The sequence below is a fragment of the Kitasatospora sp. NPDC004723 genome (genome assembly GCF_040609255.1).
Taxonomy (GTDB): domain Bacteria; phylum Actinomycetota; class Actinomycetes; order Streptomycetales; family Streptomycetaceae; genus Kitasatospora.
The window spans coordinates 98083-112169 of the sequence record NZ_JBEXJT010000003.1 but is presented as its reverse complement, the minus strand read 5'-3'; the positions used below and the strand labels follow the sequence as shown (position 1 = coordinate 112169).

Genomic DNA, 14087 nt, shown 5'->3' with positions numbered 1-14087 from the left:
GCCTCCTCAGGCAGCGGCAGGAGCGGTGGCGGTGCTGGACGGCGGTTCGGGCAGGCGGCCCCAGTGGGTGCCGAGGATCTCGGCCTCGGCGGCGATGGGCACGCCCCGGAACTGGGTGGTCATGACCTCGGTGAGCAGGTCGCGGACCTTCTCGGCGTCGTGTTCGGGGACGTGGACGATGACCTCGTCGTGGACGAAGAGCCACAGCCGCGAGGCCATGCCGTGAACCACCGCCAACTCGTGGACGGAGGCGACGAGCAGGTCGCGGGCGGTGGACTGGATGGCGTAGTTGCTGTTGGCGTAGGGACGCTGGGGGTCGGGCGGGATGCGCCGGCCGGAGCCGGTGACCACGACCGGGGCCTCGGCGATGGTCTTGCCGAAGCGGATCACGTCAGGGTAGGTGCGCTGCCACCGCTGGATCACCTGCCGGGCGACCGAGATCGGCACGCCGGTCTGGGCGGCAAGGGCCTTGGCTCCGCCGCCGTAGATGGTGCCGAAGGTGGCCCGCTTGCCCACGGTGCGCTGCTCTTTGGTGAAGTCCTTGCCGTACATCAGCTCGGCGGTGGCGTCGTGGATGTCGACTCCGGAGGCGATGACCCGCATCAGCGTGGCGTCGCGGGACAGGGCGGCGGCCACGCGGACCTCGACGGCGGAGAAGTCGCAGCCCACCAGGACGTGGCCGTCCTCGGCCCGGAAGCAGTGCCGCAACCGCGGGTCATGCTTCTTCAGGGTCTGGAGGGCCGGGGCGGTGATGGCCATACGTCCTGTGCGGGCTCGCAGGGTGCTGACCTGCGGGTGCACCCGCCCCTCGGCGTCCGCCGTCGCGAGGAAGGAGCGCAGGTTGGTGCGGGTGTTGGTGGTGGCGGCCATCGCCCGCCGCGCCGCCAGCATCGCGGCACCCTCCGCCGTGATCGTCGCGGCGCCGCCGGCCAAGTCCTGGGCGAGCTGGGTGAGGGTGTCGGCGGTGACCTGCGGCCGGCCGCTGGCGGTGCGGGGGAGCGGGCTGCCGGTGATCTGGGAGTCGAGCCAGTGCGCGAACCTGGGGCTGGTGCCGGAGAACCCCAGCGCGTCCTGGATCGCCGCCGAGGCCTGCTCGAACTCCCCCTGGACGTCGGCCAGGAGGCCTTCGGTGTAGGGGCGGTCCAGGAGCAGGCCGCGCACGGTGATGCCGGTGGACTGGGCGGCGAGCCACTGTTCCATGCGCACCAGGTGGGAGAACGGCGCGCACGCGGCCAGCAGGACGGGCAGCAGCCGCCGCACGTACACGGCGTCGAGCCCGGCGTAGACGGTGTAGGCCTCGTCGGTGGCGGGGATGTGGTTCCAGCCCCAGGTCAGCGGGTTGTTGCCCGCCCGCTGCCCGGTCGGTGCCAGGTGCCGCATGCGCTCGTAGAGGGCCTGTTGGGCCTGGACGAGGCCGTCGTCCAGGTAGCGCAGGGACAGGTCCTTGAGGCCGTGGCCGGCGCGCTCGTCCGGCTGGACGAGCTTGGACAGCAGGTGGGTGTCCACGACCCGCTGGCCGAGCGCGATGCCGAACGCGGACCAGATCGCGAGGACGTCGTAGTTGGTGTGGGTGGTGAACCGCAGGTCCGGGTGGGCGAGCGTGCGCTCGATCGCCCACCGCTGGGCCGGGATCAGCGGGTTGAGGACCCACGCGGTGTCGACGGTGCCGAACTGGACGAGGCGCAGGCCCGCGTCCGGCCCGAAGTGGCCGGGGCCGCCCTCGACGATCGCCCGGCCCTCCACGTCCAGACCGAGCACCGGGTCCGAGACGGTGAACGCCTCGAACGCCGCCAGGTCGAAGTCCCCCTCACCGGTGGGGGCGTGGACGGTCATGGTGCGGCCGGCGTGGGTGCGGGTGTAGGTCACCACAGCGCCTCCTGATCCGGCGACGACGGCCCGCTCGGGCGCTTGCCGGTAGGCCGGTGGTGCTCGGACCAGCAGCGCGCGCACAGGGCCGCCCAGGGCCCGCGGTGGGTCCGCTCGGTGGTGGGGAACAGCGGGCGGGGCTGGCGGCAGGCCGGGCAGCGGCCGGGGTCGGGGTCGTCGTCGGGGGTGTCGTCGAACAGGGTTCCCGAGGGCGGCGTGGTGGGCTCGTCGGTGCTGCTCACGGGCGTCCTCCTCTCACGAGTCGGTGTCGCAGGCGGGGCACTGCCACAGCAGCGGCACGGCGGGCAGGCGCATCGGCCGGCGGCAGCGCGGGCAGGTCAGCGGGACGGGCGGCGGCAGGAGGCGGGCGAGCCAGCCGTAGCCGTCGCCCGCCACCGCCGCGTCGAAGCCGCTCGTGTCGGCGGCCAGGTACGGCACCGCCCCGGGCATGGGCTCCGGGGCGGTGTCCGTGGTGAACAGGGCTTCCTGGTCGGCGGATTCGTTCACGCCGTGTCCAGGACGTCCGGGCGGGCCTCGTCGGCCCGGAGGAGCAGGCCGTACGCGTGGTGGGCCTGCTGCGGGACGACCCCGTTGCCGAGGATTTTCAACTCCTCTGTGCGAGGCAGCCCGAGGCCGGTGACGTGCCCGGCTGGCAGGCCCATCATCCACTCGACGAACGGCGAGGTCAGCCGGCGGTTCCCGCGCGTACCGGCCTCGGTCGGGCACGGTGCCTCGCGGCCGGTGATGGCCTCCCAGCGGTGGATCGCGGGGGCGTAGTCGGTGCCGTCGTGCGCCACCCACCGCTCGTCCAGGCGCACGGCCTGGCCGGGCAGGTAGTACCGGCCCGATGTGTCGCGCTGGTTCGGCCCGCCGTGCGGCCCGTCGGAGGCCTTCGGGGTCGGGAGCAGCCACGCCACGTCGGTGAGGGTCTTGCCGCCGTTGGACGCGGCGCCGGGGCGACGGTTCGCGGTGAAGTTCCGCGTTCCACGGCTGTCGGCCACCACGGGGGTGGGCAGCAACCTCAGCGCTGCGGCGGACCCGGCAGTCGGGTCACCAGGGTGCGGAGGTTCATCCCGCCGGTCCGCTTCGGGGAGACACCCGGGCCGCCAGTGCCGTCCGAGGTCGTCGGGGTCGGCATCAGCGGGATGGGCGACGCAGAACCAGCGGTCCCGCGGGTGCGGGGCGCCGATTTCGGGGTCACCAGCTCGTACGCATGTCCACCGCGCGTCATACCCGACCTGGGCCAGGTCCTGGGCGACGACGTCCAGCCCCCGTGACCGGATCGCCGCCACGTTCTCCAGGAACACGAAACGCGGTCCAAGGACGCGAACAGCCTTAGCGACGTCCTTCCAGACCTTCGACCACTGGCCATGGATCCCATCCCTTCGTCCGGCGTTGCTGATGTTGCGGCAGGGGAAGCCCGCCACGATCACCTCGGGCGCGTACAGGTCGCGCACCGCGCGCCAGTCGGCGCGGGTGATGTCCCCGAGATTCGGCACCCCGGGGTGGTGCGCGGCGAACACCGCGGCGGCGAACGGGTCGTTCTCCGCGAACACCACCGTGCGGGCTCCCAGGCCCCACTCCAGAGCGGTCTCCAGACCGCCGTATCCGGCGCACAACGCCGCGACGCGCAAGGCGCTCATGCCGGACCACCTCCCCGGTCGTAGCGGGTGTGGTGACTCTTCGGGTGGTTCACGTACATCCCCTTTTCTGTCGGAGGACGGGTATCGGACAAGCGCCGCCGGCGGTGGCGGTGCCCGAGTAGGTTGAGCGGCGGCCGTTCGGCGCTGCCAGCCGCGGAAAGCTCCTCCGCCGAGGCAGCGGGCAGCGGCCGCACATGACGTTTCCGGCGGCAGTGACCTGGAGGTTCTCGTGATCCCACACATCGACATCGAGGTCGACCCGTCGTTCCCGGCCGGCGTCGCCATGGGAATGCCACCCGAGGACGAGATCAGCGAGGAGGGCTACGGGTACTTCCGCGACACCTGGGACATCAGCGGCTTCAGCCGCGCCGACGCCGCAGCGGTGATCGAGGAGGAACGACGCTTGGTCGACCTGCTGAACCAGGTGACCACGACGCGGGAAGAGTTCGAAGCCGTCGCCGCCGCCATGGAGCAGGGAGATCCCGGGAACCTGCCGCCCGGGTTCGCGGAGCGGCATCCCGGGAGCGAGATCCTCGCGATCGTCGGAGACGGCGACAGGGACGAAAGCGTGGTGGAGGCGCTGGACATCGGCGTGGCGGGCCTGTCCTACGCCCTGTCCTCCATCGGGTGCTTTCCTGCCGCGAGCTGCCGCAGCCACATCGGGGAGCGCCCTTGGACGGACCGGCCGGTCGTCTTCTTCGCTGCCGAACGCGCGACTGTCCAATGGCTCACACCGCTTGTCCGCGACACCGGCTGTGGTTTCGCGGACGGCAGCGAGCGGGGCAGGTTGCTAATCCTGGAAGCGCCGTCGATCAGCAACCTCATGGACCTCGCCGCCCGGATCGTCGCCCACGCCGAGCGGCAATCCTTCAACCGGTGACGCCGCACCGGGCGCCGATGGCCCGGAGGTGGTTGACCGGCTGGGCGCAGGCGTTGAGGACGTCGGTGAGGGCGCGGACCGCCTGTCGGGCCTGCTCCGTCAGCTCGGGTCCGCGGGTCGCGGTGGGGACGGGCAGGAGGTGGTCCGCGACCGGGACGACCAGCGTGGCGGTGAGCAGGACGGCCAGGCGGTCGTACTCCTCGGGCTCGATCAGGCGGGGCCAGTGGCCGTCGTCGCCGAGCGGCCGGTGCTGCCACCAGTCGCCGAACCGTCCGCTGGGGCCGAGGCTGTCGGCCAGCGCCCGCTGCCGGAGCCGCACCTCGATGCGCAGCAGCAGGCCGCCGTCGTAGTCGAACCCGGGCCGCACGTCGGCGATGTCGGGACGGAGGCGGACGTAGCCGGGGGACATGACCGGGCTGGTGGCCACGGTCCACGCCTCGGCGGCGAAGTGGGCAGGGCGGAGCGGTTCGTCGTCGTGGAAGCGGCCGGTGCGCTGGGCGAGGTAGGCGCCATAGCGGGAGCGGCCGTTGGAGGCGCGCCCGCGGTCGTCGGTGTCGTCGCACAGGGCGAGCGTGTGGAGGGTGAACTCGGGCATGCTTGGTCCCGTCTCTGTTGGGATGCACGGCCCCGCAGCAGCCGGTTCTCTGCCATGAACGTCCGGCGGCCGCAGGGCTTCGTGCTGTTCGGGGTGGTGCGCTGGGCCGGTCAGAACTCGCCGGTCTGGTGGGCGATGTAGCCGGGGCAGTACGAGTCGGGGCAGTCGCAGCCGGCGCAGTCGTTGCAGAGCGTCTCGCCGCACTCCTCGCACCACTGGTGGCCGGGGCAGTACGGGGACGCGCAGTCGTCGCAGTAGGACACGGGGCTCTCCTCGTCGAGCGGGCGGTCAGTACTGGTTGTTGATGGAGCCGCGGCCCATGACGGTCTGGCGCTGGCGGCCGATGGTGGTGTGCCGCTCGCGGTGGATCAGCGCGACGGTCGTGGACCCACCCTCGCCGGCGCTGCGGACCTTGGCCTTCACGGCGAAGACCCCGGCGACGACGACGCCGACGATGATCGCCATCCATTTGAGGGCGGCGACCAGGCCGTCGGCGTGCGCGGCGACGGCCCCGATCCCGGCGCCGATCATCCACACCGCACCGCCCGCCGCGAGCGTGGCGATCGAGCCGTAGAGGACGTACTGGCGCACCGCCAGCGACAGGCCCTCGTCGGCGGCGGGCACCTGCGGGGTAGGCGGTTCGGCCGCCGTGGCCGGGGGCGCGGGTGCTGCCGTGGTGGCGTGTTCGGGGACGGCGACGATGCGGCCGTCGACCATCGCGGCGATGTAGCCGGGCGGCATCAGGTAGACGCTGGGGTCCACCGGGGTGGCGTTGGAGAACTCGGTGCGGGGGTCCATGGGGTCGTTCTCCTTCTCGGTCAGTGGAGGGAGCCGGCCGCGGCGGCGACGGTGGCGATGATGTGGTCGATGGCGGTGCGCAGGCCGGTGGAGGCGAGCGCGTAGCCGAAGAGGACGGCGACCACGGCGGATCCGAGGCGCAGGTAGCCGTGGCGCAGGAGGAAGAAGAGGAGGGCGCCGGCGGCGACGGCCAGCGAGACGGAGACGATCACGGGCGTACTCCTTGGGGCCGGTGAAGGCGGGAACGGGGTTCTGCGGACGCTGATTCACGGGTGTGCGGACGCTGGTCCGCGGTTCAGCGTCCGCAGATTCGTGCAGGTCAGGGGGTGTTGCGGACGCTTAGGACGCTGCGGACGCTGTTTTGCGGGCAATCTCTGGAGACGGGGGTCAGCCGCGCTGGCTCCGGCGGGCGTTGCGGATGCTGCCGAGGGCGACGGTGCGGCCTCCGTCGGCGTTGACGGCGGTCAGCAGGGCGTGGTCGTCCATGTCGCCGTCGACCGTCTCCAGGGCGGCCATGACCCGGTCGGTGATGGTCAGCCGCGGGGACTGCCGCGGCATCGCGGGGGTGGCGGCGGGGTTGGTCCGGCGGCGGGCCCTGCTGCCGCCTTCCTCGTCGTCCTTCGGGGGGAAGGCGGCGGTGTAGGCGGCTTCACCGTCCAGCTTGTCGACGTAGGCCCGGCCGGCGATCGGCCAGGCGGCCTTCTCCACGACGGCGTGCGGTCCGTCGCCGTACAGGGCGAGCATCTCGGGGTCGAGGCCCTCGGTGGGGACCTTGGAGCCGACGTTGAAGGCGCGCATCTTGGCGCCGGGGTAGGGGCCGGAGAGGTGGTAGCCGGTGCCCTGGGTGCCGGGGCGGTCGTCGTCGGTCTCCGTCTCGAACTGGGAGACCAGGCGGGTGGCTCCGGCTTTCCTCGGGATGGGGGCGAGCTTCTGCCCGGCGGGCAGGAGGCCGTCGGAGACGAGCTGCTGCATCATGCTGGAGGTCCAGCGCAGGAGGACCACTTCGCCCTCTTTGAGCATGGCGCGCATGGTGTCGGACCCGCCGAGCTCGTCGAGGTGCCCGGCCTGGGCGAACAGGCCGATGCCGACGCCGAGGGAGCGGCCGGTGCGGCCGATGTCCTTGATGTAGAAGGCGGCCTCGTCCCGGTAAGGGGCGCCCTTCTCCAGCAGGCGGTTGGCCTCGTCGATGATGACGTAGAGCAGCGGGTCCGGCCTGTCCAGGAGGAACTTGGAGCGGCCAGCTGCCGCGTACCGGGTGGCGCGGTCCTTCATGACGCACCAGGCGGTGTGCAGTTGGGCCATGACGCCCTCCTGCGAGTACACCGCCCAGTCGACGTTCCCGCGTGCTTCGGGGGCGGACTGGCCCTCTTTCAGGTCGCCGTAGAACGTGGCGATGCCGGAGCGCTTCATCGCGGCCAGGATGATCTGGCCGAGCGTGGACTTCCCCGCGCCGGTGGTGCCGAACACCAGCAGGCGCTGGGCGCTTCCGGACTTGGGGTCGTAGAGCTGGACGTAGACCTTGCGGCCGTTGTGGTAGAGGCCGATCCAGATCCGGCCGCGCTCGTCCATCTCCAGGGACACGGGGCCGGGGAGCTGGACGTCGGCGAGCGGGTCGGTGGGGTAGATGGTGACCAGGGCCTGGCTGCCCCGGGCCTCGATGGCCAGGCGGGAGGGGTCGTCGATGCGCATGGCGTCGGCGAGGCGCTCGGGGTCGTAGGTGATGAGGTCGCCGGGTGGGGCCTCCAGGGTGAGTTCGTAGACGCGGCTCACGCGTCGATCTCCCGTCCGGCCTCGACATCGACGACGCGGATGCCGGTGATGGTGGTGCCGGGCATGCCCTTGGGGGCGATGTTCTGGGCCCAGTGCGCGTAGAGGTCGGCGGCGTCCTGCGGGGCCCGGCCGACCGTGAGGCGGCGGACGCCGGCGCCCCGGCCGGCCATCTTGGCGACCGTGATCTCCTCCTCGTCCCAGTCCAGCAGAGCGGACAGGGCGGTCAGCGAGATCGTCGGCACCGGGGTGCCGGGGCGGGCGGAGCGGATGACCGCCTTCATGGACTTCGGGCCGGTGAGTTCGATCTGCTCCAGGACCGTGCCGGGGGCGATCCCGCCCTCGACGGCCGCGTGCTCGGACCACCACGCGGCCATCGGGTGCTGGTCACCGTCCGGGACCAGGCCCGTCGGCGCCTGGTCCCGGGCCTCCTGCACGGCCTCGGGGGTGAGGGAGCGCTCGCGGCCGGCCAGGACGCGGGCCATGCGGGCCGGGCGCACGAACCACACGGCGGCGGCCCAGGCGGCGTCCGCGGCCAGCTCCCACCAGTGCACGCCGGGCACCACGCGCTCGGTGACGAACAGCCCGGCCATCGTGGCGGAGGGGGCGAGGTAGAGGGCGGTGGCGGTGTCGCGCACCGGCCCGGCGGGCAGGGTCGCGGACCAGAGCAGGCCGTAGAGGATCGAGGTTCCGGCGCCGACGACCGTGACGAGGCCGAACTCGCCGGTGAACGCGCCGACGGCCAGCCCGGTGGCTCCGGCGAGGGTGGCGGCGCGGCCGAGGCGGCCGCGGGCGGCGGCGACGCGCCCGCGTGTCGGACCGAGGGACATCATCAGGGGCTCTCCTTCGCATACCGGCAGGTCAGCAGGGGGCGAAGGGGCGGCGGTGCGGCCGAACGGGGCGGCACCGCCGCCCCGTTCGGGTCAGCGGTTGCTGTAGAAGGTGCGGTCGGCCATCTCGACCGGCATGGAGTTGGCGGCCTCGGCGACCGATCCGTAGTCGGCCTCGTGCGCGTCGGCGGCGGCCTGGAACGACACGCTCAGGTCGGCGAGGTCGGCGGCCATGGCCTCGGCCTCGGCGAGCACGGAGCGCATGACGGTGGCGGCGTCGCGGTGCTCGCCGACGGTGTCGCGGTCGACGGCCAGGGCCTCGGCCTGGTCGGCGAGGCGGTCGACCGAGGCGGCGCACTTCTCGACGTACCGGTAGGTGCTGGTGACGCGGTCGGAGAGCAGGGCGAGCTTGAGCCCGGCCGCGGTGAGCTGGGCGATGACGATGCCGTAGCGCACGGCCTCGGTGAGGACCTCGCCGGTGGCGGCGATGACCGACCCGGTCCTGGCCGCGAGGCCCGCCCCGTGGGAGGGGGCCGCGCTGGTGGTGACCGGCTGGTGGCTGGTGACGGGCTGGTGGGTGGCGTCGGACATGGGCGGCCTGCTTTCTACTCGTTGTGGTAGTCGCGCTCGGCGGGGGCGGTGTGCCCGGCGTCGCGCACGGCGTCCGCCAGGCCCTTGTGGCGGTCGGCGGCGTTGTCGCCGGCGGTGGTGATGGCCTCGGCGGCGGCCGGGATCTTCTCGGCGATCGCCTCGGCGCGGCTCTTGACCCGCCCGGTCTTGTCGATCAGACCGACGACCAGGCGCTCCAGGACGCCCGGCACCCGGAGTTCGACGACCTTGGCGTGCAGGGCCTCCAGACGGCCGGTCAGCAGGTCGCAGCCCTTCACGGTCTCCTTGGCCTCCTCGGCGCCCTGGGCGATCTCCTCGCCCATGTCGGCATCCGCCTCGATGACGTCGTAGATCGTCAGGTCCGAGTCGGCGTACTGCGTGCCGCGCGCGGTGCGCGGCGCGGGGATGGTCACGGGTATTCCTCCAGCGGGTGACGGGGGCGGGGGTGCGGTGGTGCCGGGCCGGGCGTGGCCCGACCGGTAGGGGGCGCGGGGCAGGGCGGCCTGGCTGCGGCCGATGGCCCCGGCGGTGTGGGGGCCGGGGCGGTCCGCGCGGTGGACGGTGTGCGTCTCGCCCTCCGACCACGCCCAGCCCGGCGGCGGGCCGAACCCGCCGTCAGCGGGCCCGGCGGTTTGGCCGTGGGTGCTGGTCCGGGTGCCCCCGCCGCCGGGCTCGTTCCGGGGCCGTTGGCGGCGGTTGCGGGCTCGTTCGGTGCGGTCCCACCAGGGCCTGCGCCGCTTACGTTCCCGGCTGGCCCGGCCGCGTCCGGGACGGCTCCGCCACGGCCGGGCGCCCGGCGCCCCGCCAGGCGTCACCACCCGGCGGGTCTTCCGCCGGCGCTTCGCCTTCCGGCCCTTCGAGCCAGCCGGGGGCGGCGGTCCCTCACCGGGTGCGGTACGGGCGGACGGGTCCGGTCGGACGGCGGGGTCCGTGCCGGGCTCGGCGTCCGGCCCCGTCGGGGCCTGCTGGCCCGTGCCGTCCGGGGCGGCCTTGGGCTTGCGGCCGTTGCGGATCCGCTCGACGGCACGGGCCCGCAGCGCGCTGCGGATGGTCGTCGGTGTCGCCCCGCCGGGGCTCTTGTCGCTGCCGGCGGGCTTCCAGGACCCGGTGGTGATCCGGTCGGCCATCCGCTGCCGGGCCGCCCCGCGGACCGTGTCCGGCCCGGCTGGGGAGCGGTCCGGCCTGGAGCTGTCCCGGGGGCCGTTGGTGATCCGGTCGGCGATCCTGCGGCGGGCCGCCCCGCGGACCGTGTCCGGCCCGGCGCTCTGCCGCAACGACCGCCCGCCGCCCCGCTCCCGCGTGCTGCCGGGCGAATCCGGGTCACCACGACGGTCGGAATTCCTCGCCCCGGAACTCCGCCCCGAGGGCCCCTGGCCCCCGGAAGCCTCCAGGGCCCTCCTACGGGCATCACGCACCCTGTCCGGCCCAGGACTGCGGCCACCTCCTGAACGGCCGTCAGAGTGGCCGCTGCGGGGCTTGTCGGGCGTCCTGCCCGTGCTGCCGCCGGTCGGGGTTCCGGGCGGCTGGCGGAAGGTCGAGGGGATCCCCGGGGCGTTCCGGCCGCTATTCACGTGCGGGTTCCGCATTGTCCGGCCGAATTCCGGGCCGGACTGAATACGCCCCCGCGGCGCGCCTCCGCTGAAGCCCGCGGAGGGGCTTCCCGAGTGCGAATCCGGGGCGCCTGGCAGGGATTTGCGCTGCCGCTCCACGGTTTGGCGGTGCTCGGCGCGCGCCCTGAGGTATTCGACGAAATGGGCGGCCCCGCGCAGGGCGGCCACCGTGATACCGGCCATCATGACGGTCGACATCGCGGCGACGCCTGTGAAAGACCCTTCCTCACTGGCCCGGGGCGTATCCGGTGAGGGGGATTCGCTTTCCCGAGCCAGTTCGGGGTTGTCGGGGACGGACAGGGACGCGGGCGGGGCGAGGGCGGTTGCCAGCGGGACCAGCACCGGGGTGCTGTCGGGCGGGCGGTCCTCCTCCACGGTCCCCGGGACGGTCAGCCGCGGGAACCCGAGCACGATCCCCGCGTCGTCGTCGGCCATCGGGCCTCCAATCGGATGTCACGCTCCGTCACGGCCCGGGGGCCCTTCACGCGTACGCGTGTACGCGTAGGTGGGACCCCCGGACGCACGGAGCGGCGTGATGAAAGTGAGCGCGAAGTGTCACCACCCCGCGGGCCGGGTCAGGACGCGGCGTACTGCTGGGTCCAGGCGCTGAGCATCCGCACCAGGTCGGCCTGCTTCTCCTCGTCGGCGGCGGACAGCGTGCGGGCCAGGTCCCACAGCACCGCGGCGCGGGCGGCGTTGGTCGCCGTCGCGGCCAGCCGCCTCTGCCAATACGCGACCTGCCCCGGGGACAGCGCCGGCATTTAGGCGCTCTCCTTCAGGAAATCCAGGAAAGCGGGCGCCTGCTCGGCGTTTCCGCCCGGATTCCCGGCGAGGCCGGAGGAAATACCGTGGAGGTTCGCCGCGGTGTTCACCGACCGCGTGTCCTGCGCGACCTGGAGGCCCTTCTTCCGGGACTTCTCCAAGGCCTTTTCGGCCGCGCGCTTGGCGCGCTTCTTCGGTAGCTCGACGTAGCGGCGGTTGTATTCCGCGTCGAGCTTCCCGGCGGCGTTCACGGCCTCCCGCAGGTGGCTTTCCAGCTTGGCCAGCGGGCGGGTGGCGAGGAACGCGCGCACCTTGGGCTCCAGCGGCTTGTCGCCGTCCAGGCGCACCGACTCCAGGTCGGCGCGGTACTCGCGCAGCAGGGCCTGGACCTCGTCCGCCATCTGCCGCAGCCGCTCGCGCTGCTGGGCGGCGTAGATGGCCGTCCCACCAGGTGCCGTGAGGTGGTCCGACGTCCACCTGTTCGCGTTGGTCATGGTTCGTCCTCCTGTTCCTTGACGTGCTGGTGAGGGGCGGTCGGGCGTGGGGTCAGAGCCGGTAGGACTCCAGGGAGAAGAACAGGACGTCGGCGTCGGCGAGTTCGGGCTCGCGCCGCGCCAGGTAGTCCCGGATGCCGAGGTAGGCGCGCTCGCGGGAGCTGCCGGGCTGGAGGACGGAGCTGCCATGGCGGGTCACGACGGCGAAGCCGTTGCGGATGGGGAACTGCAGGGTGATCAGCCACGAGTGGGTGGGCTCGCCGGCCGGGGTGGTGTTCGGCATGCGGTGTCTCCAGATCTCAGGGGCGGTCGGCGTCGGGCTTGTCGAGGTCGCGGTGGGTGAGGCGGACCGGCACGCCGGTCTTGGACAGGCGGTTGGCGAGGGCCATGGCGACGGTGGCGGCGCGGTGGCGCCCGCCCGCGCAGCCGACGGCGATGGTCAGCGGCGCCTCGATGGGCCCGGCCTCGTAGGCGTCGGCCACCAGCGCGGTGGCGGCGATCAGCTCCCGGATGCCCGGGGTCGTCAGGACCGCCCGCCGCACGGGCAGGTCGTCCGCGGTCAGGTCGCGCAGGGACGGGTCGACGTGCGGGTCCTTGAAGTGGAGCCGCAGGTCGAGGATGACGCCCGCCGGCGGCGGGGTGCCGTGGAGGTACCCGAACGAGACGACATCGACGCTGGTCAGGGCCATGATCAGGTCTCCCGGTTCTACGCGGTGAGGGCGTGGGGGTTGTAGCCGGAGGCGAGCAGCTCGGCGGCCTCGGCGCGGCGCCCGGAGGCGGTGGCGAGGGAGACGTCGAGGGCGTCGGCGATGGACTGGAGGGTGACGGCCTCGGGGTTGCCGCCGGCGGCGAGGATCATCCGGGCGACGCGGCGGGTGGCGCGGGCGGCGGGGGTCAGCTTCGCCGCGTCCTCCGCTTCAACCGCGCGCAGCTCCGCTTCAGCGGCACGCTCGCGGGTTTCAGCGGCCCGCAGGCGGGCGTCCTGGGCGGCCTCTTCCTCGTCGGCGAGAGTGCGCCTGGCGGTAGCGGCGTCGCGCTCGGCTTCAGCCGTGCGCTTGCCCGTTTCAGCCGTGGCCTCCTCGGTTTCAGCGGCGGCCTTGGCCGTTTCAGCGGCGTGCAGCCGGGCGTCCTGGGTGGCCTGCTCGTCCTCGGCCTGGGCGCGTTCGAGGGCGGCGGTTTCGCGGTCGGTTTCAGCGGCGTGACGACGGGTTTCAGCGGCGGCCTGCTCCGTTTCAGCAGCGGTGCGGTCGGTTTCAGCGGCGCGGCGGCGGGCCTCGGCGGCGGCCTGCTCGGCCTCGGCGGCGGCCAGTTCCTCCGTCGCCTGGTCGAGCCGTTCGGCGGCTTCCGCCTCGCGGCCGGCGGCGAGGGTTCGGGCCTGGGCCTGGGCGCGGGCGGCGGCGGTTTCGGCGCCGACCTCATACCCGGCGGCCTCGACCCGGCCGGCCGTGCGCAGGCTGGAGATCTGGACTTCGGCGGCCCGGGCCTCGTCCCGGAGGGCGGCCTCGGCCTCGAACGCGGCCTTGCGCTCGGCCCGCAGCCGGGCGCGCTCCTCGGCCTGCTGCGGCAGGGCCAGGGCCTCGTCCACGCTCAGCCCGAACTCCTCCATGGTGAGCGGAAGCAGCAGGTCAGAGGGCGCGTCCTTCAGCTTCTTGCCGTACTCGCGCTCCAGCATCACCCGGTAGACGATCCGCTCCTGCGCCAGCTCGACCGCGCGGGCATAGGAGGGGATGCGGTACAGGCGCATCTGCCGGTACATCCGCGGGGTACGGATCGGGGCGAGGATCCAGCGGTGCAGCGGTACGCCGTCGTTCTGGTGGCCGGCCTCGATCCGGGTGATCCGGACGATCAGGCGCCGTCCGGCCTCGACCGAGGCGACGAACATGATCGGAATGGCCGCGTGCATGAGCGTGCCGGTCGGATCCTTCAGCAGCGGTCCGGCGGACGCGGCATTGAAATAGATCGTCGCGGCCGTGAAACCGTGGGCCAGCAACCGCAGCCACGGTGCCGGGGCGCCCTTGCGGATCAGGTGCAGGTCCATGGCGTACAGGGCCACGATCCCGGCGTCGACACCGACGGGGAAGGCGTAGCTGAAGTCCCCGAAGCTGTGCCTGAAACCGAGGTCCTTCAGTGCGTTGTAGGAGCCGCTGAAGCCGATACCGGCGAGCACCGCACCGCCGACCGCGGCGAGCACCGTCAGGCCCACCATGAGCCAGCCCGAAGCCCCCGCCCGTGC

The 14087-nt window shown here is 73.2% G+C and carries 18 protein-coding genes; 1 reads left to right on the top strand and 17 read right to left on the bottom strand.

What is annotated here, in order from left to right; all coding sequences use genetic code 11:
• Positions 1 to 6 precede the first annotated feature (6 nt).
• Genes ABZW10_RS05215 through ABZW10_RS05200 form a run of 4 tightly spaced genes read right to left on the bottom strand, consistent with a single transcriptional unit; the run spans position 7 to position 3509 of the window.
• Positions 7 to 1866 carry a DNA polymerase gene (locus ABZW10_RS05215; RefSeq protein ID WP_355360187.1) on the bottom strand — a complete coding sequence of 620 codons (1860 nt, stop codon included), beginning with the start codon at positions 1864 to 1866 and terminating at the stop codon, positions 7 to 9.
• Entirely contained in the window at positions 1863 to 2108 is a 246-nt protein-coding gene (locus tag ABZW10_RS05210; RefSeq protein WP_355360184.1) for a hypothetical protein, read from the bottom strand. Before ABZW10_RS05210 ends, ABZW10_RS05215 begins: the two co-directional genes overlap by 4 nt.
• A 13-nt stretch (positions 2109 to 2121) precedes the next feature.
• On the bottom strand, positions 2122 to 2373 hold the full coding sequence (locus ABZW10_RS05205) for a hypothetical protein (protein ID WP_355360181.1): 252 nt from the start codon (positions 2371 to 2373) through the stop codon (positions 2122 to 2124).
• Positions 2370 to 3509: a DNA cytosine methyltransferase gene (locus ABZW10_RS05200; protein ID WP_355360178.1), complete on the bottom strand. Its 1140-nt coding sequence runs from the start codon at positions 3507 to 3509 to the stop codon at positions 2370 to 2372. The genes ABZW10_RS05205 and ABZW10_RS05200 overlap by 4 nt, the downstream gene beginning before the upstream one ends.
• Positions 3510 to 3738: 229 nt before the next feature.
• On the opposite strand from ABZW10_RS05200, the gene ABZW10_RS05195 reads away from it, so the two are divergent.
• Positions 3739 to 4389, top strand: coding sequence for a hypothetical protein (locus ABZW10_RS05195; RefSeq protein ID WP_355360175.1), 651 nt, complete (start codon positions 3739 to 3741; stop codon positions 4387 to 4389).
• On the opposite strand, the gene ABZW10_RS05190 is transcribed toward ABZW10_RS05195, so the two are convergent.
• From ABZW10_RS05190 to ABZW10_RS05130, 13 genes are all read right to left on the bottom strand, one after another.
• Positions 4379 to 4984 carry a hypothetical protein gene (locus ABZW10_RS05190; RefSeq protein ID WP_355360172.1) on the bottom strand — a complete coding sequence of 202 codons (606 nt, stop codon included), beginning with the start codon at positions 4982 to 4984 and terminating at the stop codon, positions 4379 to 4381. The genes ABZW10_RS05195 and ABZW10_RS05190 overlap by 11 nt on opposite strands.
• Before the next feature lie 110 nt (positions 4985 to 5094).
• Positions 5095 to 5247, bottom strand: a complete 153-nt coding sequence (locus tag ABZW10_RS05185; RefSeq protein ID WP_355360169.1) for a hypothetical protein — start codon at positions 5245 to 5247, stop codon at positions 5095 to 5097.
• A gap of 25 nt (positions 5248 to 5272) precedes the next feature.
• Positions 5273 to 5782: a hypothetical protein gene (locus ABZW10_RS05180; protein ID WP_355360166.1), complete on the bottom strand. Its 510-nt coding sequence runs from the start codon at positions 5780 to 5782 to the stop codon at positions 5273 to 5275.
• Between the two features lie 20 nt (positions 5783 to 5802).
• Positions 5803 to 5994 carry a hypothetical protein gene (locus ABZW10_RS05175; RefSeq protein ID WP_355360163.1) on the bottom strand — a complete coding sequence of 64 codons (192 nt, stop codon included), beginning with the start codon at positions 5992 to 5994 and terminating at the stop codon, positions 5803 to 5805.
• Positions 5995 to 6169: 175 nt separating this feature from the next.
• Positions 6170 to 7552 carry a transfer protein gene (locus ABZW10_RS05170; RefSeq protein ID WP_355360160.1) on the bottom strand — a complete coding sequence of 461 codons (1383 nt, stop codon included), beginning with the start codon at positions 7550 to 7552 and terminating at the stop codon, positions 6170 to 6172.
• Entirely contained in the window at positions 7549 to 8382 is an 834-nt protein-coding gene (locus ABZW10_RS05165) for a hypothetical protein (protein WP_355360157.1), read from the bottom strand. The genes ABZW10_RS05170 and ABZW10_RS05165 overlap by 4 nt, the downstream gene beginning before the upstream one ends.
• 90 nt (positions 8383 to 8472) lie before the next feature.
• A complete protein-coding gene (locus ABZW10_RS05160; protein ID WP_355360154.1) occupies positions 8473 to 8970 on the bottom strand; it encodes a hypothetical protein in 498 nt (165 codons plus the stop codon).
• Between the two features lie 14 nt (positions 8971 to 8984).
• Positions 8985 to 10262: a hypothetical protein gene (locus ABZW10_RS05155; protein ID WP_355360151.1), complete on the bottom strand. Its 1278-nt coding sequence runs from the start codon at positions 10260 to 10262 to the stop codon at positions 8985 to 8987.
• A 911-nt stretch (positions 10263 to 11173) separates the two neighbouring features.
• Positions 11174 to 11359 (bottom strand): hypothetical protein, encoded by a 186-nt coding sequence (locus tag ABZW10_RS05150; protein ID WP_355360148.1) that lies wholly within the window; start codon positions 11357 to 11359, stop codon positions 11174 to 11176.
• Positions 11360 to 11854, bottom strand: coding sequence for a hypothetical protein (locus ABZW10_RS05145; protein ID WP_355360145.1), 495 nt, complete (start codon positions 11852 to 11854; stop codon positions 11360 to 11362).
• Between the two features lie 52 nt (positions 11855 to 11906).
• On the bottom strand, positions 11907 to 12137 hold the full coding sequence (locus tag ABZW10_RS05140) for a hypothetical protein (RefSeq protein ID WP_355360142.1): 231 nt from the start codon (positions 12135 to 12137) through the stop codon (positions 11907 to 11909).
• 16 nt (positions 12138 to 12153) lie between these two features.
• Positions 12154 to 12543: an RNase adapter RapZ gene (locus ABZW10_RS05135; RefSeq protein WP_355360139.1), complete on the bottom strand. Its 390-nt coding sequence runs from the start codon at positions 12541 to 12543 to the stop codon at positions 12154 to 12156.
• Between the two features lie 17 nt (positions 12544 to 12560).
• Positions 12561 to 14060: a DUF2637 domain-containing protein gene (locus ABZW10_RS05130; RefSeq protein WP_355360136.1), complete on the bottom strand. Its 1500-nt coding sequence runs from the start codon at positions 14058 to 14060 to the stop codon at positions 12561 to 12563.
• Between the last annotated feature and the right edge of the window lie 27 nt (positions 14061 to 14087).